Origin of the sequence: Ideonella alba (genome assembly GCF_018069875.1) — a bacterium.
GTDB lineage: Bacteria > Pseudomonadota > Gammaproteobacteria > Burkholderiales > Burkholderiaceae_C > Ideonella > Ideonella alba.
The window spans coordinates 116996-137660 of sequence record NZ_JAGQDF010000002.1 but is presented as its reverse complement, the minus strand read 5'-3'; the positions used below and the strand labels follow the sequence as shown (position 1 = coordinate 137660).

At 70.3% G+C, this 20665-nt stretch carries 14 protein-coding genes; 7 read left to right on the top strand and 7 right to left on the bottom strand.

Going from position 1 to position 20665, the window contains the following annotated elements; translation table 11 throughout:
• The first annotated feature begins 3 nt into the window (after positions 1–3).
• Complete coding sequence (hrpA, locus tag KAK07_RS03590) at positions 4–3855, top strand: ATP-dependent RNA helicase HrpA (protein WP_310740694.1); 3852 nt, start codon at positions 4–6, stop codon at positions 3853–3855.
• Between the two features lie 45 nt (positions 3856–3900).
• On the opposite strand, the gene KAK07_RS03585 is transcribed toward hrpA, so the two are convergent.
• From KAK07_RS03585 to KAK07_RS03575, 3 genes are all read right to left on the bottom strand, one after another.
• Positions 3901–5004, bottom strand: coding sequence for a hypothetical protein (locus tag KAK07_RS03585; protein ID WP_210859107.1), 1104 nt, complete (start codon positions 5002–5004; stop codon positions 3901–3903).
• 71 nt (positions 5005–5075) lie between these two features.
• Positions 5076–5780, bottom strand: a complete 705-nt coding sequence (gene serB, locus KAK07_RS03580) for a phosphoserine phosphatase SerB (protein WP_210853913.1) — start codon at positions 5778–5780, stop codon at positions 5076–5078.
• A 70-nt stretch (positions 5781–5850) separates the two neighbouring features.
• Positions 5851–6954, bottom strand: coding sequence for a methyl-accepting chemotaxis protein (locus KAK07_RS03575; protein ID WP_210853914.1), 1104 nt, complete (start codon positions 6952–6954; stop codon positions 5851–5853).
• 232 nt (positions 6955–7186) lie between these two features.
• Between KAK07_RS03575 and KAK07_RS03570 the strand changes: the two genes are divergently transcribed.
• Positions 7187–8575: a hypothetical protein gene (locus KAK07_RS03570; protein ID WP_210853915.1), complete on the top strand. Its 1389-nt coding sequence runs from the start codon at positions 7187–7189 to the stop codon at positions 8573–8575.
• Positions 8576–8604: 29 nt separating this feature from the next.
• Here KAK07_RS03570 and mfd read toward each other — a convergent pair whose 3' ends face one another.
• A complete protein-coding gene (gene mfd, locus KAK07_RS03565) occupies positions 8605–12048 on the bottom strand; it encodes a transcription-repair coupling factor (protein WP_210853916.1) in 3444 nt (1147 codons plus the stop codon).
• 80 nt (positions 12049–12128) lie between these two features.
• Here mfd and ispD point away from each other — a divergent pair, with 80 nt between their 5' ends.
• Positions 12129–13202, top strand: coding sequence for a 2-C-methyl-D-erythritol 4-phosphate cytidylyltransferase (ispD, locus tag KAK07_RS03560; RefSeq protein WP_210853917.1), 1074 nt, complete (start codon positions 12129–12131; stop codon positions 13200–13202).
• Positions 13199–13693, top strand: a complete 495-nt coding sequence (gene ispF, locus KAK07_RS03555) for a 2-C-methyl-D-erythritol 2,4-cyclodiphosphate synthase (RefSeq protein ID WP_210853918.1) — start codon at positions 13199–13201, stop codon at positions 13691–13693. Before ispD ends, ispF begins: the two co-directional genes overlap by 4 nt.
• Positions 13694–13729: 36 nt before the next feature.
• Here the strand turns inward: ispF and KAK07_RS03550 are convergent, their stop codons facing one another.
• Both KAK07_RS03550 and ompR read right to left on the bottom strand, forming a co-directional pair.
• Positions 13730–15055, bottom strand: a complete 1326-nt coding sequence (locus tag KAK07_RS03550) for a sensor histidine kinase family protein (protein ID WP_247661079.1) — start codon at positions 15053–15055, stop codon at positions 13730–13732.
• The gene (ompR, locus tag KAK07_RS03545) at positions 15052–15789 is read right to left on the bottom strand and encodes an osmolarity response regulator transcription factor OmpR (protein WP_210802136.1); all 738 of its coding nucleotides are present in this window, start codon (positions 15787–15789) and stop codon (positions 15052–15054) included. The genes KAK07_RS03550 and ompR overlap by 4 nt, the downstream gene beginning before the upstream one ends.
• A 137-nt stretch (positions 15790–15926) precedes the next feature.
• On the opposite strand from ompR, the gene KAK07_RS03540 reads away from it, so the two are divergent.
• A complete protein-coding gene (locus KAK07_RS03540) occupies positions 15927–16667 on the top strand; it encodes an SIMPL domain-containing protein (RefSeq protein WP_210853919.1) in 741 nt (246 codons plus the stop codon).
• 19 nt (positions 16668–16686) lie between these two features.
• Here the strand turns inward: KAK07_RS03540 and KAK07_RS03535 are convergent, their stop codons facing one another.
• Positions 16687–17466, bottom strand: coding sequence for a 3-hydroxybutyrate dehydrogenase (locus KAK07_RS03535; RefSeq protein WP_210853920.1), 780 nt, complete (start codon positions 17464–17466; stop codon positions 16687–16689).
• A 70-nt stretch (positions 17467–17536) separates the two neighbouring features.
• On the opposite strand from KAK07_RS03535, the gene KAK07_RS03530 reads away from it, so the two are divergent.
• Positions 17537–18409, top strand: coding sequence for an alpha/beta fold hydrolase (locus KAK07_RS03530; protein WP_210853921.1), 873 nt, complete (start codon positions 17537–17539; stop codon positions 18407–18409).
• On the top strand, positions 18406–20655 hold the full coding sequence (locus tag KAK07_RS03525) for a RelA/SpoT family protein (protein WP_210853922.1): 2250 nt from the start codon (positions 18406–18408) through the stop codon (positions 20653–20655). Before KAK07_RS03530 ends, KAK07_RS03525 begins: the two co-directional genes overlap by 4 nt.
• Positions 20656–20665 lie beyond the last annotated feature (10 nt).

Here is a 20665-nt window from a genome sequence, read left to right as displayed (position 1 = left end):
CCGGTGCCGCCGATCCACTTTCCCGACAGCCTGCCGGTCAGTGCCCGGCGCGAGGAGATCGCGCAGGCGCTGCGCGAGCACCAGGTGGTCATCGTCTGCGGCGAGACCGGCTCGGGCAAGACCACCCAGCTGCCCAAGATCGCGCTGGCGCTGGGCCGTGGCCGCGGTGCCGGCGGCGCGGGTCTGATCGGCCACACCCAGCCGCGGCGGATTGCCGCCAGCTCGGTGGCCAAGCGCATCGCCGAGGAGCTGAACTCGCCGCTGGGCGAGGTGGTGGGCTACAAGGTGCGCTTCAATGACCGGCTGCAGCCCGGCGCCAGCGTGAAGCTGATGACCGACGGTATCCTGCTGGCCGAAACCCAGACCGACCCGCTGCTGCGTGCCTACGACACGCTGATCATCGACGAGGCGCACGAGCGCAGCCTCAACATCGACTTCCTGCTGGGCTACCTGCGCCAGATCCTGCCGCGCCGGCCGGACCTGAAGATCATCGTCACCTCGGCCACGATCGACGCTGATCGCTTTGCCGAGCATTTCGCCAGCGCCCGGGGAAAAGCCCCGGTGCTGATGGTCAGCGGGCGGACTTTTCCGGTCGAGCAGCGCTACCGGGCGTTTGAAGAGCGCAAGGATTTCGACCAGAACGACGCCATCGCCGAGGCGGTGGATGAACTCTGGCGCGAGGGCCCGGGCGACATCCTGGTCTTCCTGCCCGGCGAGCGCGAGATCCGCGAGGCCGCCGACCACCTGCGCAAGCATGCCGCCCAGCACCACCGCCACGGCCCGCAGCCCGAGATCCTGCCGCTGTTCGCCCGCCTGAGCCAGGCCGAGCAGGACCGTGTCTTCACGGCCGGCAACGGCCGGCGCATCGTGCTGGCGACCAACGTGGCCGAGACCTCGCTGACCGTGCCGGGCATCCGCTACGTGGTGGATACCGGGGACGCCCGCGTCAAGCGCTACAGCTACCGCAACAAGGTCGAGCAACTGCAGGTCGAGGCGATCAGCCAGGCCGCGGCCAACCAGCGCGCCGGCCGCTGCGGCCGCGTGGCCAACGGCATCTGCATCCGCCTGTACGACGAAAAGGACTTCAACAGCCGGCCGCGATTCACCGACCCCGAGATCCTGCGCTCCTCACTGGCCGGGGTGATCCTGCGCATGAAGGCGCTGGGCCTGGGCCTGGTCGAGGAGTTCCCGTTCCTGGAGGCGCCGCCGCGCAAGGCCATCGCCGACGGCTATGCGCTGCTGGCCGAGCTGGGCGCGGTGGACGAGGCCAACGAGCTGACCCCCATCGGCCGCGAGCTGTCGAAGCTGCCGCTGGACCCGCGCGTGGGCCGCATGATCCTGGAGGCGCGCGACCGCCAGGCGCTGGCCGAGGTGCTGGTGATCGCCTCGGCACTCAGCGGCCAGGACGTGCGCGACCGCCCGCTGGAGCAGCAGCAGGCCGCCGACGAGAAGCACAAGCTCTTCGACGACGAGAAGTCCGAGTTCATGGGCTACCTCAAGCTGTGGACCTGGATCGAGGCCGGCCGCGGCAACCACGGCCATGCCGGCCAGGCCGGCCAGCAGGTCGACACCCACAAGCTCAGCAACCGCCAGCAGGAGCAGCGGCTGCGCGACCAGTTCGTCAGCCCGCGCCGGGTGCGCGAGTGGCGTGATATCCACAGTCAGCTGATGACCGTGGTCACCGAGCACGGCTGGCGCCTGAACCAGAGCCCGGCCACCTACGAGCAGATCCACCTGTCGATGCTGGCCGGCCTGCTGGGCAATGTGGGCTGCAAGGCCGATGACGACGAGTGGTACCTGGGCGCGCGCGGCATCAAGTTCTGGCGCCATCCCGGCGCGCACCTGAGCAAGAAGCCGGGCCGCTGGCTGGTGGCGGCCGAACTGGTCGACACCACGCGCCTGTTCGGCCGTGGCCTCGCGGCGATTGAGCCGCAGTGGATCCCGCCGATCGCCGGCCACCTGCTCAAGACCCAGCTGCTGGAGCCGCACTGGGAGAAGAAGGCCGCCGAGGTGATCGCCTTGGAGCGCGCCACGCTCTACGGCATCGTCATCTACAGCGGCCGGCGGGTGAACTTCGGCCGCGTGGACGCCAAGGCGGCACGCGAGATCTTCATCCGCGAGGCCCTGGTGAACGGCGAGTGGGACAGCAAGCTGCCCTTCCTGGCCCACAACCGCAAGCTGATCGCCCAGGTCGAGGAGCTGGAGCACAAGTCACGCCGGCAGGACGTGCTGGTCGACGATGAGCTGATCTTTGCCTACTACGACGAGCATGTCGGCATGGACGTGGTCAGCGGCGCGACGATGGAGCGCTGGTACCGCGAGGCCAGCAAGGCCCACCCGCGCCTGCTGCACCTCAGCCGCGACGAGCTGATGCGCCACGAGGCCGCCGGCGTCACCACCGCCGCCTTCCCGCGCACGCTGCGCCTGGGGGGCGTGGACTGCGCGGTCAGCTACCTGCACCAGCCCGGCGACGCCAAGGACGGCGTCACCGTCACCGTGCCGATCTATGCGCTCAACCAGGTCAGCGAGGAACGCTGCGACTGGCTGGTGCCCGGCATGCTGGAGGCCAAGGTGGCCGCACTGATCAAGAGCCTGCACCAGAAGCCGCGCGCCCGCCTGCAGCCGGTGGGCGAATTCGTTGCCGAGTTCTGCGCCACCGCTGAGCCGGGTCAGGGCGCGCTGGTGGATGTGCTGCTGAAGGCGGTGCGCGAGCGCACCCAGCTGGCGGTGCAGCGCAACGACTTCAAGCTGGAGCAGCTGGGGCCGCACCTGTTCATGAACCTGCGGGTGGTCGACGAGCATGGCCGCCAGCTGGGCATGGGCCGCCAGCTGGCCGCGCTGAAGGCCGAACTGGGCGGCCAGGCGCGTTCGGCCTTCCAGGCCCTGGCGGCGCTGAAGCTGGCCGCACCGGCCCCGGCACCGCAGCCCCGGGTCGTCCGCACCGAGAGCGGTGGACGGGCGATCCAGGCCGCCGTGAAGCCGCCGGCGCCACCGGCTGACACTGCGCCCGCCCAGCACACGGCCTGGACCTTCGGCGAGCTGCCCGAGCTGATGGAGATCCGCAAGGGCGGTCAGACCCTGGTGGGCTTCCCGGCGCTGATCGACAAGGGCGCGCATGTCGAGATCGAGGTCTTCGACGAGCCCGAGGTGGCGGCGCACAAGCACCGCGCCGGCCTGCGCCGCCTGGTGTCGTTGCAGATCAAGGAGCCGCTGAAATACCTCGAGAAGAACATCCCCGACCTGACGAAGATGGCGGTGGCCTACATGCCGCTGGGCACGGCCGATGAGCTGAAGGCGCAGATCATCGACATCGCGGTCGACCGTGCCTTCCTGGCCGACCCGCTGCCCCAGGACCGGCTGGCCTTCGAGCGGCGGATTGACGAGGGCCGCAGCCGCTTGAACCTGATTGCCCAGGAGGTGGCCCGCCTGGCCGGCACGGTGCTGACCGAATACGCCGGCGCCACGCGCAAGCTCAAGGACGCCAAGCCACCGAAGGAGGTGGCCGAGGACATCAGCGCCCAGCTGGCCCGCCTGATGCCCAAGCGCTTTGTGCTGCAGACCCCCTGGACGCAGCTGCAGCATTTCCCGCGCTACCTGAAGGGGGTGGTGATGCGCCTGGACAAGCTGCGCGCCGATCCCGCCCGCGACAGCCAGCGCCTGGCCGAACTGCGGCCGCTGGAGCAGCGCTACCAGCGCCGCCTGGCCGAGCGCAAAGGCCAGGCGGATGCGCGCCTGGACGATTTCCGCTGGCAGCTCGAGGAGCTGCGCATCAGCCTGTTTGCCCAGGAGCTGCGCACGCCGCAACCGGTGTCGGTCAAGCGGCTCGAGAAGGTCTGGGCGCAACTGGCGGGCTGACGGGCCTGCGGGTACCCCGGGAGGGGCGCAGGTTGCCCGGCGTGCTCAGCGCGGACTGACCGGCGTGCTCAGCGCGGCCAACTGCAGCCACAGCTGCCGGCCATCGAGCACCAGCACCGGCTCGCCGTCGCGGTCGATCGCCAGCGCCTGGCAGCCACTGGCCAGCGCGGTGGCGGGCGGGCAGGGGTCCAGCGCCAGCGGCTCGATGCCCAGCACCTCGTCGACCCTCAGGCCCTGCTCGTGCACCTGGGCTGCCTCCTGTCGACGCAGCACGATGGTCGCGCGGTCGGTGCACAGCAGGCGTCGAAAGCCCGAGCTGCCAAACAGGCGCACCAGCGGCAGGGCGGCCACCGGCTCCTGCATCGGTGGCAGCGGATGACCGTCTGACCACCAGCAACCCGGCGCCACCTCGGCGTCCAGCGGCAGGGCGAAGCGCTGGCCGCCGGCGTCGAAGAGCAGGCACAGTGGCTGCACCCGTTGGCGGCGGCGCGAGAGCTCAGTTTCTCCGGCCACGGTTTCATGGGCCGGGTGGTACCAGCCCCCCCAGCGCCCCAGCGGCACCGGCCCGCCCGCCAGCCCGGTCAGGGCGAGCGCGGCTTCGCCGCCGCGTTCATCCTCGCGCAGGCTCAGCAGCGACTCGAACACCCGGCGCGCCGAGACCACCGTGGGGGCGGCGGTATCGGGCAGCGCGACCAGCTCCAGCTGCTGCTGCCAGGCGTCGATCAGGCGCTGCTGGCCGTGGGCGGCGCCCGCCAGAGGGCGCATCGGCAGGCCCAGCAGCATGGCTGCGGATTCGGTCAGCTCGGCGAGGCTGGCCTGGCTGGGCAGCAGCAGGTTGGCACCGGCGGTGCGGGCCGCCTGTGCGGCCAGCTCGGGCATCTGGCTCTGAGGCGGCAGGCAGACCAGCACCGGCAGCGGGCTGGTGACCTGGCGGCGCAGCGCACGGATCAGGGCGGTGCCGGGCACTGCCCAGTCGCTGAGATCGATCACCACCAGGTCGCCGCGGCGCTGGCCGTCGGGGCCGGCCAGGCGTTGCAGGCTGTCGCCACGGCTGAAGGCCTCGACGATGCGGCCGCCCAGCGGCTGGAGGGCCTGCGCCAGACGTTCGCGGCGCTCACCCGAGGGATGGATGACGATGATGCGGTTCATGCTCCGGCTATCGGCCGGCCGGAGCGGGAGCTAAAGACGGAAAAAGCGGGGGGCTTGTCGCGGCGCCGGGATCAGCGCAACACGTCCAGCGCGCGGTCCATGCCGCCGGTCTCGATCGACAGCATCGCCTGGTCGCGCACCGCCGGCTTGCCGTGGAACGCGATCGACAGGCCCGCCACGCTCATCATCGGCAGGTCGTTGGCGCCGTCGCCCACGGCGATCGCCTGGGTGGGCGCGATGCCCATCAGTTCACACACCTCCAGCACCACGCGGCGTTTCTCGGCGCCATCGACGATGTCGCCCCAGGGGCGATCGACCAGGCGGCCGGTGAGCACGCCGTTGTCCATCTCCAGCACGTTGGCGCGGGCGAAATCCAGGCCCAGGCGGTGCTTGATGCGGTCGGAGAAGAAGGTGAAGCCGCCCGAGACCAGCAGTGTCTTCAGACCCGCGGCCTGGCAGGCGCCGACGAAGGTTTCAACGCCCGGGTTGAGGTGCAGGTGGCGGTTGTATACCTCGTCCAGCGCGGTCACCGGCACGCCCTTGAGCAGGGCCACGCGGCGGCGCAGGCTGTCCTTGTAGTCGGTGATCTCGCCGCGCATCGCGGCTTCGGTGATCGCGGCCACCTCGGCCTTGCGGCCGGCGGCGGCGGCGATCTCGTCCACGCACTCGATGTTGATCAGCGTGGAGTCCATGTCGAACGCGACCAGGCGGAAATCGCGCAGGCGCAGCGGCGGCTCGAAACCGCGGATGAACAGACCGGGGGACAGGGAAGACATGCTCGAACGGGAAAAGGCCTGCCGACGGTGGGTCGGCAGGCCCGATTGTCGCCGAGCGGGCGCCCGGCCGTCAGGGCTTGACGCGGAAGACCTGCGAAGCCTGGGCCAGCGATTCCGACTGCTGGCGCAGCGATCCGGCGGCCGCAGCCACCTGCTCGACCAGCGCAGCGTTCTGCTGCGTGGCGTTGTCGATCTGGGCGATGGCGGCGTGCACCTGGTCGATGCTCTCGCTTTGCGAGCCGCTGGCGCTGGCCATCTCGCCGATCAGCGAGGACACCCGGCTGACCCGCTCCTGCAGCGCGCGCATCGTCTCACCAGCGGTGGAGACCAGCGAACTGCCGGCATCGACCTTGGCGCCGGAATCCAGGATCAGGTCCTTGATCTCGCGGGCGGCGGCGGCGCTGCGCTGGGCCAGCGTGCGGACCTCGCCCGCCACGACCGCGAAGCCGCGGCCCTGTTCGCCGGCGCGTGCAGCTTCCACCGCGGCGTTCAGCGCCAGGATATTGGTCTGGAAGGCGATGCCGTCGATCACGCCGATGATCTCGCCAATGCGCTGGGCACTCTGGTGGATGTCGCGCATGCGCTGCTCGACGTCCTGCATCAGCTGGTCGCCCTGCTGGGCCACCTCGCGCGCCTGCTCCATCGCGTGGCTGGCCTCACGGGCATGCTGGGCGTTGCCGCGCACGGTGTGCGCCAGCTGGTCCATGGTGCTGGCGGTTTGCTGCAGGGCCGCCGCCTGCTGTTCGGTGCGCGCCGACAGGTCCTGGTTGCCCTTGGCGATCTCCTCGGAGGCCGCAGCCACGCCATGGATGCCCTGGCGCATGTCCAGCAGCATCGAGCGCAGTTTCTTGCGCATGCTGTTGAGTTCATGGCGCAGCCAGGACAGCTCGTCCCGGCCAGGGGATTCGATGCGGATCTCCAGGTCACCCTGGGCGATCTGCTGCACGGCGCTGGCGGTGTCCTCCACCGGTGCCTTGATGCTCTGCCGCACCGCCCAGCCGCTGAGCAGGCCCAGGCAGGCCAGCAGGCCGGAGCCGCCGGCAAACCACAACCCGGTGTCCGAGGGCAACAGGGTGGCGGCCCACAGGCCCTGACCCAGCAAGGTCAGCGACAGGGTCGAAAAGCCCAGCATCACGCGCTGGGCCTGACTGATGCGACGCAACCAGTCGGTCATGTGTGTCTCCTAAATCGGACGGCCTGTTGGACAGCTCAGGCCTGCCCGCATCTTCGGCGCACATGTCCCACGGCTGGAGTGGGATGAACAGGGCGTTTCGCGGCTTTTTTCGCGCCAGCCCTCGGTTGGGGGACAGCACCACACCAATGTGGGATGGGAGCATCGCTCGGGTGACGTTATGCTCGTTACCAGTTTAAGAAACCGTCCCACACCCTTCCACGGAGCCCTGCTCGTGCCCAAGCTGATCCTGCATGTCGGTACCGGAAAGACCGGAACGACCAGCATTCAACTCGCCCTCAAGCGCAACGAAGAGGCCCTGGCCCAGCTGGGCTACCACGTGGTCGAGAGCCGGCGCACCATGCCGCGTTCCGCCAAGCACAAACTGGCCTGGGACAATCCCGACCACCCCGGATGGGCCGAGTGGGCGGCCGAGGCCGCGCGGGTGTTGCCCACCGGGCGCCACATGATCCTCTCCAACGAGGGGCTGTGGCGGCTCGACCCCGACCACCTCAGCCACTTCGCCGAGGTCTTCAAGGGCTTCGAGCCGATGGTGGTGATGTACGTGCGCGAGCAGGTCGAGTGGATCCAGTCCTCGCTGCTGCAGAAGCAGAAGCAGGTCTACAAGCGCTTCGACCTGGACAGCGATGACCGGGTCAACCGCTGGATCCGCCGCCGCCCGCTGGATTACCTCAAGGTCTGCCAGGGCATGGAGCTGGCGCTGGGCGAGGGCTGTGTGCACGCGCGCGTGTTCCAGCGCAGTTCGTTCTACGACAAGGACCTGCTGGCCGACTTCTTCCATGCCATCGGCATCGCCGAGCCGCAGAAGCTGAACCTCGAGCAGGAGGAGACCAACCCCAGCCTGGCCGCTCAGTTCGCTGCGCTGCTGATGAAGGTGAAGCGCGACGAGGGCGCCAGTTCGCTGCGCAACAAGCAGGTGCAGGACCTGGCCTGCCGCCTGACGGCCAATGGCGTGGGCTCGCGCTTCTTCATGAGCCGCGAGCGCGTGGCGGAGTTGCGCGAGCGCTTCCGTGTCAGCAACGAGCTGTTTGCCAAGCGCTACCTGAAGAACGGCGACGCGCTGCCCATGAAGGACGCCTGGCTGCCCGACAACATCGACAGCGTCGAGGTCATCGAGGCCAAGGTGATGGAGGTGCTCGACCGGCTGCACATGATCACCCAGCGCGGCTGGCAGGGCCAGGCGCGCGTGTTCTACAGCCTGTTTCCGGAAGGGTGGACGCTGGAGGCCGTGCCCGGCACCGATCTGGCCACGGCCCGCCCGAAGGGCCCGGTGGGCGTGGTCAACTTCCGGCTGCCCTTTCGGCGGCGCTACCGCCACAAGGGCACGATCCGTGTGGACATGCGCACCACGGATGGCCGCTCGCTGCTGGCCAACGTCTCGGTCAACGGCCACCCCGCGCAGACGCTGGACGTCGGCCGCGAGGAGATCTGCTTCCCGGTGGAATGGACCGACCCGATCGACGAGGTCCGCATGGAGCTGGCCTTCGTGGGTGACATCGCCGCGATGCCGGCCGTGGTCGGCATCGACGTCCCCTCGGTGAAGAGCACCGACGGCGACAGCGACGACGACGACGACCTGGACGACGAGGACGACGACGACTGACCCGCGGGCGACCCGCGCGCAGGCCGGTGTCAGCTGGTCAGGGAGCGCAGCAGGTCGCGCACCATGTCGGCGCGCAGCCGGGGTTCGGCGATCTCGCGCTCGACCCGCAGCTTGTCGTTGCCGGCCAGGCGGATGTGGCGGTGTTTCTGCACCAGCGCCACGATGCGCTGGCCGTCGACCGGCGCATTCGGGCGGAAGCTGATGGTGATCGCGCGCGGTCCGGCGTCCACCTTCTGCACACCGCAGCGCTGGGCCTGGATGCGCAGCCGGTGGCTGTCGAACAGGTTCTGGCCCTGGGCGGGCAGCTTGCCGAAGCGGTCGGTGATCTCCTCCAGCAGGGTGTCCAGCTGCTCAGGCCGCTCGGCGCTGGCCAGGCGCTTGTAGAAGTTCAGGCGCACGTGCACGTCGCCGCAATAGGCATCAGGAAGCAGGGCGGGGGCGTGCAGGTTGACCTCGGTGGTGCCGCCGCCAAACACCGCGCTGTTCGGGCTCAGCAGGTCGGGTTCCTGGCCGTTCTTCAGCGCGCGCACGGCCTCGGCCAGCATCTCGTTGTAGAGCTGGAAGCCCACCTCCATCATGTTGCCGCTCTGGCTGTCGCCCAGCACCTCGCCGGCGCCGCGGATCTCCAGGTCGTGCATCGCCAGGTAGAAGCCTGAGCCCAGCTCCTCCATTTCCTGGATCGCGGTCAGGCGCTGCGCGGCCTGCTTGGTCAGGCCTTCGACATCGGGCACCAGCAGGTAGGCGTAGGCCTGGTGGTGGCTGCGGCCCACCCGGCCGCGCAGCTGGTGCAGCTGCGCCAGGCCGAACTTGTCGGCGCGGCTGATGACGATGGTGTTGGCGGTGGGCACGTCAATGCCGGTCTCGATGATGGTCGAGCACAGCAGCAGGTTGAAGCGCTGGGCGGTGAACTCGCGCATCACCCGCTCGAGTTCGCGCTCGGGCATCTGGCCGTGGGCCACGGCGATGCGCGCCTCGGGCAGCAGCTCTTCGAGCTTCTGGCGCCGGTTCTCGATCGTCTCGACCTCGTTGTGCAGGAAGTAGACCTGGCCGCCGCGCTTCAACTCGCGCAGCACGGCCTCGCGGATCGTGCCGCTGCCCTCGTTGCGCACGAAGGTCTTGATCGCCAGCCGGCGCTGTGGCGCGGTGGCGATCACGCTGAGGTCGCGCAGGCCCTCGAGCGCCATGCCCAGCGTGCGCGGGATGGGCGTGGCGGTGAGGGTGAGTACATCGACCTCGGCGCGCATCGCCTTGATCGCCTCCTTGTGGCGCACGCCGAAGCGGTGTTCCTCGTCGATGATCAGCAGGCCCAGGCGCTTGAACTTCACGTCCTTGCTGAGCAGCTTGTGGGTGCCGACGACGATGTCGATCGTGCCCGCCTCGATGCCCTCCAGCGCGGCCTTGACTTCCTTGGGGGTGCGAAAGCGGCTGAGCTCGGCCACCTTGACGGGCCATTTGCCGAAGCGGTCGACGATGGTCTGGTAGTGCTGTTCGGCCAGCAGCGTGGTGGGTGCCAGCAGCGCCACCTGCTTGCCGCCGATCACCGAGACGAAGGCGGCGCGCAGGGCCACCTCGGTCTTGCCGAAGCCCACGTCGCCACAGACCAGCCGGTCCATCGGCCGCGGGCTGACCATGTCCTGGATCACCGCATGGATGGCGGCGCGCTGGTCAGCGGTCTCCTCGAAACCGAAGCTGGCCGCGAAGGCCTCGTAGTCATGCGCCGAGTAGCGGTGGCTCATGCCCTGGCGGGCGGCTCGCACCGCGTACAGGTTGAGCAGCTCGGCCGCGGTGTCGCGCACCTGCTCGGCGGCCTTGCGGCGGGCCTTGTCCCACTGCTGCGAGCCCAGCTTGTGCAGCGGCGCCTCCTCGGCGCTGACGCCGGTGTAGCGGCTGATCAGGTGCAGCTGGCTGACGGGCACATAGAGCGTGGCCTTGTCGGCGTACTCCAGGTGCAGGAACTCGCTCGGTCCTTCGCCCAGGTCGATGTGCAGCAGGCCCTGGTAGCGGCCGATGCCATGCGCCGAGTGCACCACCGGGTCGCCGATCTTCAGCTCCGAGAGGTCCTTGATCAGCGCATCGACGCTGCTGGTCTGCTCCTGCTTGCGGTGGCGCCGCCGGGAGCTGGGCGCGGCGGCGAAGAGCTCGGTTTCGGTGAGGAACTGGGTGGCGATGCCCTGGGCCGGCTCATGCCAGAAGAAGCCGGCGGCCAGCGGGGCGGCGGTGATCGCCACCTTCTCGGTGCCGGCGTGGAATTCGGCCAGCGACGCCACGGCCGGCACCTCGATGCGGTGGTCGCGCAGCAGCTCCAGCAGGCTCTCGCGCCGGCCTTCGCTCTCGGCCACCAGCAGCACGCGGTGGGGCGTGCTGTCCAGGTGCTTTTCCAGCGCCGACAGCGGCTCGGTGCTGCCGCGGTCCGTGGCCACGCCGGGCAGCGGGCGCGCCCAGTCCACCTCGGCGGCGCCGCGCAGCGACAGCACCGCATGCGCCGCCGCGCGGGCGAAGAACTCGTCGGTCTTCAGGAAGATGGCGTCCGGCGGCAGGATCGGCCGGTCGGGGTCGTGCTGCAGGAATCGGTGACGCTCGCGGGTGTCGGCGGCAAAGCGCTGCAGCGCCTCGTCGACCTCGCCGTGCAGCACCAGCGCCGCCTGTTCGCCCAGGTAGTCGAAGATGCTGGCGGTGTCCTCGAAGAACAGCGGCAGGTAGTACTCGATGCCGGCGGTGGCGATGCCCTGGGCGATGTCCTTGTAGATGCGGCTCTTGGTGGGGTCGCCCTCCAGCAGTTCGCGCCAGCGCTCGCGAAAGCGCTGACGGGCGGCGTCGTCCATCGGGAACTCGCGGCCGGGCAGCAACTGCACCTCGGGCACCGGGTAGAGGCTGCGCTGGCTGTCGGGGTCGAAGGTGCGGATCGAGTCGATCTCGTCGTCGAACAGGTCCACCCGGTAGGGCACGTTCGAGCCCATGGGGAAGAGGTCGATCAGGCCACCGCGCACCGCGTATTCGCCGGGCGACACCACCTGGCTGACGTGGGTGTAGCCCGCCAGGGTCAGCTGGCGCTTGAGCGCCGCTTCGTCCAGCCGGGCCTTCTGCTTGAACGCGAAGGTGGTGCCGGCCAGGAAGGACGGCGGCGCCAGCCGGGTGAGGGCGGTGGTGGCCGGCAGCAGCACCACGTCCACCTCCTGCTGGTGGATGCGCCACAGCGTGGCCAGCCGCTCCGAGATCAGGTCCTGGTGCGGACTGAAGCTGTCGTAGGGCAGGGTTTCCCAGTCCGGGAACACGGCCACCCGCAGGCCGGGGACGAAGAACGGGATCTCGTCGGCCAGGCGCTGGGCGTCGGCCGGGTCGGCGGTGACCACGGCCAGGCGCTGGCCGTCGGCCACCCGTGCCTGGGCGTGGTGGGCCAGCAGCAAGGCGTCGGCGGAGCCGATCGGGCGCGGCAGGGTGAATCGTTTGCCGGGGGCGATGACGGGCAGTTGCATGGGGCAGGGGGCAGCAATGACGACACGCCCCCGTGCGCGGCGCAGGGGGGCGTGAGGGCATCGATTCTAGAATTCAGTCGATGACAACGTACGCCGTCGGGGCCGAACCCCGCTTCTTCGCCCTGGTGCCCTGTGCCGGCACCGGCACCCGGGCCGGCACGCTGGGCCCCAAGCAGTACCAGCCGCTGGCGGGCCGGCCACTGGTGGCCCACACCCTCACGGCCTTGGCGCGCGTGCCGCGCCTGGCGGGCACGCTGGTGGTGCTGGCGCCCGACGACGAGCAGTTCGAGGACGACCTGCCCGGCCTGGCCGGTGAGCGCCTGTGGCTGGCCAAGGCCGGCGGCGCCAGCCGCGCCGAGACCGTGGCCAACGGCCTGAACGAGCTGCGTGCGCGCGGCGCCCAGCCGCAGGACTGGGTGCTGGTGCATGACGCCGCGCGCTGCCTGCTGCAGCCCGAGTGGGTGGACCGCCTGATCGACGCCTGCCAGGACGACGAGATCGGCGGCCTGCTGGCGCTGCCGCTGGCCGATACCCTCAAGAGCGAGCAGGATGGCCGCGTGGCCGCCACCGTGGACCGCGCCGGCAAATGGGCGGCCCAGACGCCGCAGATGTTCCGCCTGGGCCTGCTGGCGCCCGCACTGGCCTTTGCCGGCGAGCAGGTGACCGATGAGGCCAGCGCTGTCGAGGCGCTGGGCCACCGCCCGCGTCTGGTGCGCGGCGACTGGGAGAACCTGAAGATCACCTTCCCGCCCGACTTCGCGCTGGCCGAGCGCCTGCTGGCCAGCCGCGGCGGCCCCGAGATCCGCGCCACCGTGCCGGCGCGCGACTTCGCCACCGCACAGCAGTTCTACCAGGACCTGGGTTTCACCCGCGAATTCGCCATGGGCGACCTGGCCGGCTTCAGGATGGGCCGCGCCGGTTTCCTGCTGCAGCGCCACGAGGCCCCGCAGGCCGCCCATGCGCAGCACCTGCACCTGACGGTGGACGATCTGGACGCCCTGTGGGCGCGCATCCAGCAGGCTGGCCTGGCGGCGCGCTACGGCGTGGCGGTGCAGCCGCCACAGCAGCGCGCCTGGGGCCGTCGCGATCTGGACCTGGTGGACCCCAGCGGCGTGCGCTGGACGCTTTCCGAGCGCATGGAGGTGGCTGAATGACTCCCGGCATTCCCGAGATCCGCGTGGGCGAGGGTTGGGACACCCACGCCCTGGTCGCTGGCCGGCCACTGGTGCTGGGCGGCGTGACGATCCCGCATGCGCTGGGCCTGCTGGGCCATTCGGACGCCGACGCGCTGCTGCACGCGATCACCGACGCCGTGCTGGGCGCTGCCGGCCTGGGCGACATCGGCCGCCATTTCCCGGACACCGCCTCCGAGTTCGCCGGCGCCGACTCGCACCGCCTGCTGAGCGAGGCGGTGCGCCGCGTGCAGGCCGCCGGCTGGCAGGTGGTGAACGTCGACAGCACCATCGTCGCGCAGGCGCCGAAGATGGCGCCGCACATCCAGGCCATGGTGGCCCGCATCGCCCAAGCGCTGGGCATTGCGCCCGAGCGGGTCAACGTCAAGGCCAAGACGGCCGAGAAGATGGGCCCGGTGGGCGAGGGCCGCGCGATCGAGACGCGGGCGGTGTGCCTGCTGATGCGCCACTGATGCGCCACTGATGCGCGGCCCTGCGGCGCGACGCGCTCAGGCCTTCTTCAGCCGGATGTGGGCGATCAGCCCGCTGTCGCGCGCATTGGCCAGGTCCAGCGTGCCGCCCATGCGCTGCAGCGTCTTCTTGACGATGGCCAGGCCCAGGCCGGCCCCACTGGCGGCGGTGCGGGCGGCGTCGCCGCGGAAGAAGGGCGTTGTCAGGTGGCCCAGCTTCTCCGGCGGCACGCCCGGGCCGTGGTCGCGCACGGTGACGATCACGTCCACGCCGGTCTGCACATGGCTGACGATGACCTTGGCCACGCCCGTGTCCAGGGTGCGGCCGTAGCGGCGCGCGTTCTCGAAGAGGTTGGCGAAGACCCGGCCCAGCTCCACCTCGTCGCCCTGCACCACCAGGCTCTGCGGCAGCTTCAGCAGGATGCGGATCTGGCTGGTGTCGCGGAAGGCCATGGCCTCGCGTTCGATGATCTGCGCCAGGTCCACCGGTCGCACCTTGGCGTCCTCCGGGCGGGCGTAGTCCATGAACTTGTCGATGATGTTGTCGAACTGGTCGATGTCCATCGCCATGTTGCGGCGGGCCTCCTCGTCGGACACCGAGATCTCGGCCTCCAGGCGCAGGCGCGCCAGCGGCGTGCGCAGGTCATGGCTGATGCCCGCCAGCATCACCGCCCGCTCTTCCTCGACCTTGGCCAGCTCGCGCGCCATGCGGTTGAAGCCGATGTTGACCGCGCGGATCTCGCTGGTCATGGTGGTCTCGTCCAGGCGGGAGTCGAACTCGCCCTCGCGGATGCGGCTGGCGGCAAACGACAGGTCCTTCAGCGGCCGGTTGATCAGGCGGGCCACGGCCACCGAACCCAGGACCGTGGCGATGACCGCGGTGATGACCCACAGGAACCAGGTGCTGGGCGTCAGGGGTTCCAGTCGGGCGTATTCGGCCTGCATCCAGTAGGGGTCGTGCTCGATCTGGAAGCCCACCCACAGCGCGGTCTGGTTGTTCACCGTGCGGGCGATGATGGTGTCCTCGCCCAGCCGGGCGCGCAGGTCGGCGGCCACCAGGCGGGTGAAGCGGTCGGTCTCGAAGGGCTCCCACTGGTCCTTGGGCTCGCGGGGCAGCACCCGCACGGCCTCTTGCTCGCTCATGGTCTTGACCACGGCGATGCGGTTGATGCCGTCCGAGTAGCGCAGCGCCGCCCGTGACAGGTTGACCAGGCTGGCGATCTGCTGCGCCGCCTGCACCGCCCGCGGCTCGAACTCCAGCTGGCGCAGCGTGATGACCCATGCGAACACGCCACCGGCCAGCAGCACCCCCAGCAGGAAGAAGGTGCGCCAGAACAGGTTCAGCGTGAACGCGGGACGCTTCAAGCCGGTCCTTCAGCAGGCACGAAGACGTAGCCCACGCCCCAGACCGTCTGGATGTAGCGCGGGTTGGACGGGTCCGGCTCGAGCATCTTGCGCAGGCGCGAGATCTGCACGTCCAGGCTGCGGTCGAAGGGCTCGAACTCGCGGCCGCGCGCCAGCTGCGCCAGCTTGTCGCGCGACAGCGGCTGGCGCGGGTGACGCACCAGCGCCTTGAGCATCGAGAACTCGCCGGTGGTCAGCGTGATCGGCTCGCCGTCCTTGGTCAGGCGGCGCAGCGAGAGGTCGAACTCGAAGGGGCCGAACTTGACGATCTCGGCCTCGCTGGAGGGCGCGCCAGGGGCCTCCAGCCGCGGGCGGCGGCGCAGCACGGCGTGGATGCGGGCCAGCAGCTCGCGCGGGTTGAAGGGTTTGGGCAGGTAGTCGTCGGCGCCCACCTCCAGGCCGACGATGCGGTCGACGTCCTCGACCTTGGCCGTCAGCATGATGATCGGCGTGGGGTCGTTGGCGGCGCGCAGGCGGCGGCAGATCGACAGGCCGTCCTCGCCTGGCAGCATCAGGTCGAGGATGATCATGTCGATCGTCTCGCGCGTCAGCAGGCGGTTGAGCGCCTTGGCGTCCTCGGCCAGCAGCACCTCGAAGCCTTCCTGGGTGAGGTAGCGACGCAGCAGGTCACGGATGCGGGCGTCGTCGTCAACGACGACGACCCGGTCCTGCTTGGGCGTGGCGGTGGCATTCATGGCGTGTCCCCAATTTGTAACAGAGCCGATTGTGCTTGGCAAAGCCGGATTGCCCAGGGTTACTTGACCCGTTGTTACAACTGTTGCCCCCGGTCAGGCCGGGTCATCGGCTGCGGCCTGCCGTGCGTTGTGGAGCCATGACGCACACCACCTCCCTCAAGCGACTCGGCCGCCACACGCTGCTGATCCCCCTGGCCTCGCTGGCCGCTGTGCCCGCCCTGGCGCAGACCGCTGCGGCGGCACCTGGCCCGGTGCCGCAGGGCGTGTTGACGCTCAGCGCCAGCGCCAGCGTCGACGTGCCCCACGACTGGATGTCACTGAGCTTCCAGGCCAGCCGCGAGGGCAGCGATGCCGGCGTCGTGCAGTCGCAGCTCAAGACCGCGCTGGAGGCCGCACTGGCCGAGGCCCGCCGCGTGGCGCGGCCGGGTCAGGTCGAGGTGCAGACGGGCGGCTTCTCGATCTACCCGCGCTATGGCAGCAAGGGCCAGATCAGCGGCTGGCAGGGTAGCACCCGGCTGCTGGTCGAAGGCCGCGATATGGCGGCGATCAGCCAGCTGGGCGGCCGCATCAGCAGCATGAGCATCGCCGGCGTGGGCTTCAGCCTGTCGCGCGAGGCGCGTGAACAGGTCGAGTCGCAGGTGACGGCCCAGGCGATCGCCCGCTTTCGCGCCCGTGCGGCGGAGCAGGCCAAGGCCTTCGGTTACGGCGGCTTCTCGGTGCGTGAGGTCAACGTGGGTCTGGACCAGGACGGCGGCGGCGTGCCGGTGCCGCGCGTGGCCATGGCCTCGGCCCGCATGGCCGAGGACGCGCCGCTGCCCACCGAGGCGGGCAAGGGCACGGTGACGGCCACCGTCAACGGCAGCGTGCAGATGCGCTGAATCCAGCGCTGGGCAGGCCTTACTGGGCGACCCAGCCGCCGTCCATGTTGACGGCGGTGCCGCGCAGGTTGCCGGCGGCGGGCGAGCACATGAACACCGCCATCGCGGCCAGTTCCTCCGGCGTGGTGAACTGCTGCGACGGCTCCTTCTCGGAGAGCAGGCGGCGGGTGGCCTCGGCGTTGTCCACGCCGTCGGCGGCGGCGCGGGCATCCACCTGCTTCTGCACCAGCGGCGTCAGCACCCAGCCCGGGCAGATCGCATTGCAGGTGACGGGCGTGGTGGCGGTTTCCAGGGCCACCGCCTTGGTCAGGCCGATCACGCCGTGCTTGGCAGCCACATAGGCCGACTTGTTGGCCGAAGCCACCAGACCGTGCACCGAGGCCACGTTGATGATGCGGCCCCAGCCGCGCGCCTTCATGCCCGGCAGCGCCACCCGGGTGGCATGGAAGACCGAGCTGAGGTTGATGGCGATGATTGCGTCCCAGCGCTCGACCGGAAACTCATCCACCGGCGCCACGAACTGGATGCCGGCGTTGTTGACCAGGATGTCAACGGCGCCGAATTCGGCCGTGCAGGCCTGGACCATGGCCTCGATCTCGGCCGGCTTGCTCATGTCGGCGCCGTGGTAGCCGACGCGGGCGCCGCCGGTGGCGACAGCGGCGACCTCGGCCTGGGCGGCGGCGGTGTCGCCGAAGCCGTTGAGCATCACATGGGCGCCCTGGGCGGCCAGGGCCTTGGCGATCCCGAGGCCGATGCCGCTGGTCGATCCGGTGACCAGCGCGGTTTTTCCGTTGAGCATGCGAAAAATCTCCTTGGCGGTTGCTACAGTGGATTATCCGGCCCCCAGGCTTTCACGAAGACTACACGCCATGACCGCCAGCGAACCCCGCCTGAGAGACGTCAGCTGCCTGGGCGCCTGCGGACTGCACCGGATGGCCTACTGGGAGTGGGGCGACCCGGCCAATGACCAGGTGCTGGTCTGCGTGCACGGGCTGTCGCGCCAGGGCCGTGATTTCGACACCCTGGCCCGCGCCATGGCCGCCGACTACCGCGTGGTCTGCCCCGACGTGGTGGGCCGCGGCCGCTCAGCCTGGCTGAAGAACCCGGCTGGCTACGCCATCACGGCCTATGTGGCCGACATGGTGACGCTGCTGGCGCGCCTGGATGCCCGCACCCTGCACTGGGTGGGCACGTCGATGGGCGGCTTGATCGGCATGGGCCTGGCGGCGCTGCCGGACTCGCCGATCCAGCGCCTGGTGCTCAACGACGTGGGTCCGAAGATCGAATTCGCCTCGCTGCAGCGCATTGGCCAGTACCTGGGTCAGCCGGTGCACTGGGCCAGCCTGGACGAGGCGGCCGACGCGCTGTGGGCCATCTCGCAGGGGTTTGGTCCGCACACCCGCGAACAGTGGCTGGACCTGACCCGGCCGCAGCTGGCGCCCGAGGGCGACGGCTTCAAGCCCCACTACGACCCGGCGATCGCCGTGCCCTTCCGCCAGGTGACGGCCGACGTGGCCGCTGCGGGCGAGGCCGCGCTGTGGGCCAGCTATGACGCGATCCGCTGCCCGACGCTGCTGCTGCGCGGCGCGCAGTCCGATCTGCTGTCGGCCCTCACGGCGGATGAGATGACCCGCCGTGGTCCGCGGGCCCGGCTGCGGGTGTTTGAGGGCGTCGGCCACGCGCCGATGCTGGTGCAGCCGGACCAGGTGGCCGCGGTGCGGGAGTTCCTGCTGGGCGCATGAAGAGCGGAAGCACGCTGCACGAAGGCGCGGCGCCGATCGTCACGCTGGCTGGCGAGTCGCCCGCGGTGCGCCACGCCGCCGCCCAGGCGCTGGAAGACAGCCTGGCGGCGCTGGAGCGCGCGCGCGCCTTTGCCGAGCCGCTGCTCGCCGGCCGCGAACTGGACACCGGCGAGGACGCCTACGCCCATGCCCAGGGCGTGGCCGGCATCCTGCGGGACATTGGCGGTGCGCCCAGTCTGCAGGCAGCGGCCTACCTGGTCTACGCCGGCGACTACCTGCAGCGCCCCGAGGAGGTGATCGAGAAGGCCTTCGGGCCGTCCTTCGCCAGCCTGGTCACGCTGACTCGCAAGCTGGTGCAGATCCAGCGCGCCGCGCGCGAGGCGCAGATCGACGACGACCAGCAGGCCCAGCAGACCGAACGGGTGCGCAAGATGCTGCTGGCCTTCTCGCGCGACCTGCGGGTGGTGCTGCTGCGCCTGGCCTCGCGGCTGCAGACGCTGCGCTGGTATGCGGCCAGCAAGACCGCCTGTCCGCAAGCGCTGGCGGCCGAGTCGGCGCAGGTCTTCGCACCGCTGGCCAACCGGCTGGGCATCTGGCAGATCAAGTGGGAGCTGGAGGACCTGGCCTTCCGCTTCCTGCAACCTGAGGAATACCGCCGCATCGCCCGCCTGCTGGCCGAGAAGCGCATCGAGCGCGAGGAGGGCGTGGATGCCCTGCGCCGGCTGGTGGCGGCCGACCTGCAGGCGCACGGCGTGGCGGCCGTGGTGCACGGCCGCCCCAAGCACCTCTACAGCATCTGGAAGAAGATGCAGGGCAAGCAGCTGGGCTTCGAGCGGGTGATGGACAAGGCCGCGCTGCGGGTCATCGTGGCCGATGTGCCGGCCTGCTACGCCGCGCTGTCGCGCGTGCACGAGCGCTTCCGCCCGGTGCCGGGCGAGTTCGACGACTACATCGCCCGCCCCAAACCCAACGGCTACCGCTCGCTGCACACCGTGGTGCTGGCCGACGACGACCGGCCGATCGAGGTGCAGATCCGCACCCAGGCCATGCACGAGCATGCCGAGCATGGCGTGGCCGCGCACTGGGCCTACAAGGAGGCCGGCAGCAAGGGCTACGCGGGGGTGCGCGCCGCCGGCGAGTTCGAGGAGAAGGTGGCCGAGGCCCGCAAGGCGGTGCTGCGCCAGCTGCTGGCCTGGGAACGCGATTTCGCCCAGCAGGGCGAGCACAGCGGCCCGGACTTCGAGGACCGGATCTACGTCTTCACGCCGCAGGCTGCGGTGGTCGAGCTGACCGCCGGCGCCACGCCGGTGGATTTCGCCTATGCGCTGCACACCGACGTGGGACACCGCTGCCGCGGCGCCAAGGTCGACGGGCAACTGGTGCCCCTGTCCACGCCACTGGCCAACGGACAGACGGTGGAGATCACCGTGGCCAAGGAGGGCGGGCCGTCGCTGGACTGGCTGAACCCGGAGCTGGGTTTCCTGCGCAGCCCGCGGGCACGCGCCAAGGTGCGCGCCTGGTTCAACGCCCAGGCCCAGGCGGTCACCGTGGCGCGCGGGCGCGAACTGGTGGAGAAGCTGCTGCAGCGCGAGGGCCGCACCGCCCTCAAGCTCGATGAACTGGCTGAGCGACTGGGCTTCAAGGACGCCGAGGCGCTGTTCGAGGTGGTGGGCAAGGACGAGTATTCGCTGCGCCACATCGAGCAGTTGCTGCGCCCGGCCGAGCCGGTCGCGGACGAGGAGGTGCCGGCCCTCAAGCGCTCTCGCGCCGACACCGGCGGCGCCCGTGGCGGCGTGCTGGTGGTGGGCGTCGAGAGCCTGCTGACCAGCCTGGCCCGCTGCTGCCGCCCGGCGCCGCCGGACGCGATCGGCGGCTTCGTCACCCGCGGCAAGGGCGTGGCCGTGCACCGTCGCGACTGCGCCAATTTCCGCCACATGGCCGAGCGCTTCGGCGACCGGGTGATTGCCGTGGCGTGGGGCCAACCGTCCCGGCCTGGCGAGGCGGTGTACCCGGTGGACGTGCAGATCGAGGCCGCCGACCGCCAGGGCCTGCTGCGCGACATCACCGAGGTCTTCGCCAAGGAGCGCATGAACGTCACCGGTGTGCACACGCAGTCGGTGCAGGACCTGCATGGCCGCAGCGCGCGCATGACCTTCACGGTCGAGGTGGCCGATGCCTCTCGGCTGCGCCAGGTGATGCAGGTGGTGGCACGCGTCACCGGCGTGCGGCAGGTGCGCCGACGCTGAGCGGATTTGC

What these genes read in the sequence shown, in the direction of transcription:
- KAK07_RS03585 (WP_210859107.1), bottom strand. Translation starts at nt 5,004, where the DNA reads ATGAACCGCATCATCGTCATCCATCCCTCGGGTGAGCGCCGCGAACGT.
- serB (WP_210853913.1), bottom strand. Translation starts at nt 5,780, where the DNA reads ATGTCTTCCCTGTCCCCCGGTCTGTTCATCCGCGGTTTCGAGCCGCCG.
- KAK07_RS03575 (WP_210853914.1), bottom strand. Translation starts at nt 6,954, where the DNA reads ATGACCGACTGGTTGCGTCGCATCAGTCAGGCCCAGCGCGTGATGCTG.
- mfd (WP_210853916.1), bottom strand. Translation starts at nt 12,048, where the DNA reads ATGCAACTGCCCGTCATCGCCCCCGGCAAACGATTCACCCTGCCGCGC.
- ispD (WP_210853917.1), top strand. Translation starts at nt 12,129, where the DNA reads ATGACAACGTACGCCGTCGGGGCCGAACCCCGCTTCTTCGCCCTGGTG.
- ispF (WP_210853918.1), top strand. Translation starts at nt 13,199, where the DNA reads ATGACTCCCGGCATTCCCGAGATCCGCGTGGGCGAGGGTTGGGACACC.
- ompR (WP_210802136.1), bottom strand. Translation starts at nt 15,789, where the DNA reads ATGAATGCCACCGCCACGCCCAAGCAGGACCGGGTCGTCGTCGTTGAC.
- KAK07_RS03540 (WP_210853919.1), top strand. Translation starts at nt 15,927, where the DNA reads ATGACGCACACCACCTCCCTCAAGCGACTCGGCCGCCACACGCTGCTG.
- KAK07_RS03535 (WP_210853920.1), bottom strand. Translation starts at nt 17,466, where the DNA reads ATGCTCAACGGAAAAACCGCGCTGGTCACCGGATCGACCAGCGGCATC.
- KAK07_RS03530 (WP_210853921.1), top strand. Translation starts at nt 17,537, where the DNA reads ATGACCGCCAGCGAACCCCGCCTGAGAGACGTCAGCTGCCTGGGCGCC.
- KAK07_RS03525 (WP_210853922.1), top strand. Translation starts at nt 18,406, where the DNA reads ATGAAGAGCGGAAGCACGCTGCACGAAGGCGCGGCGCCGATCGTCACG.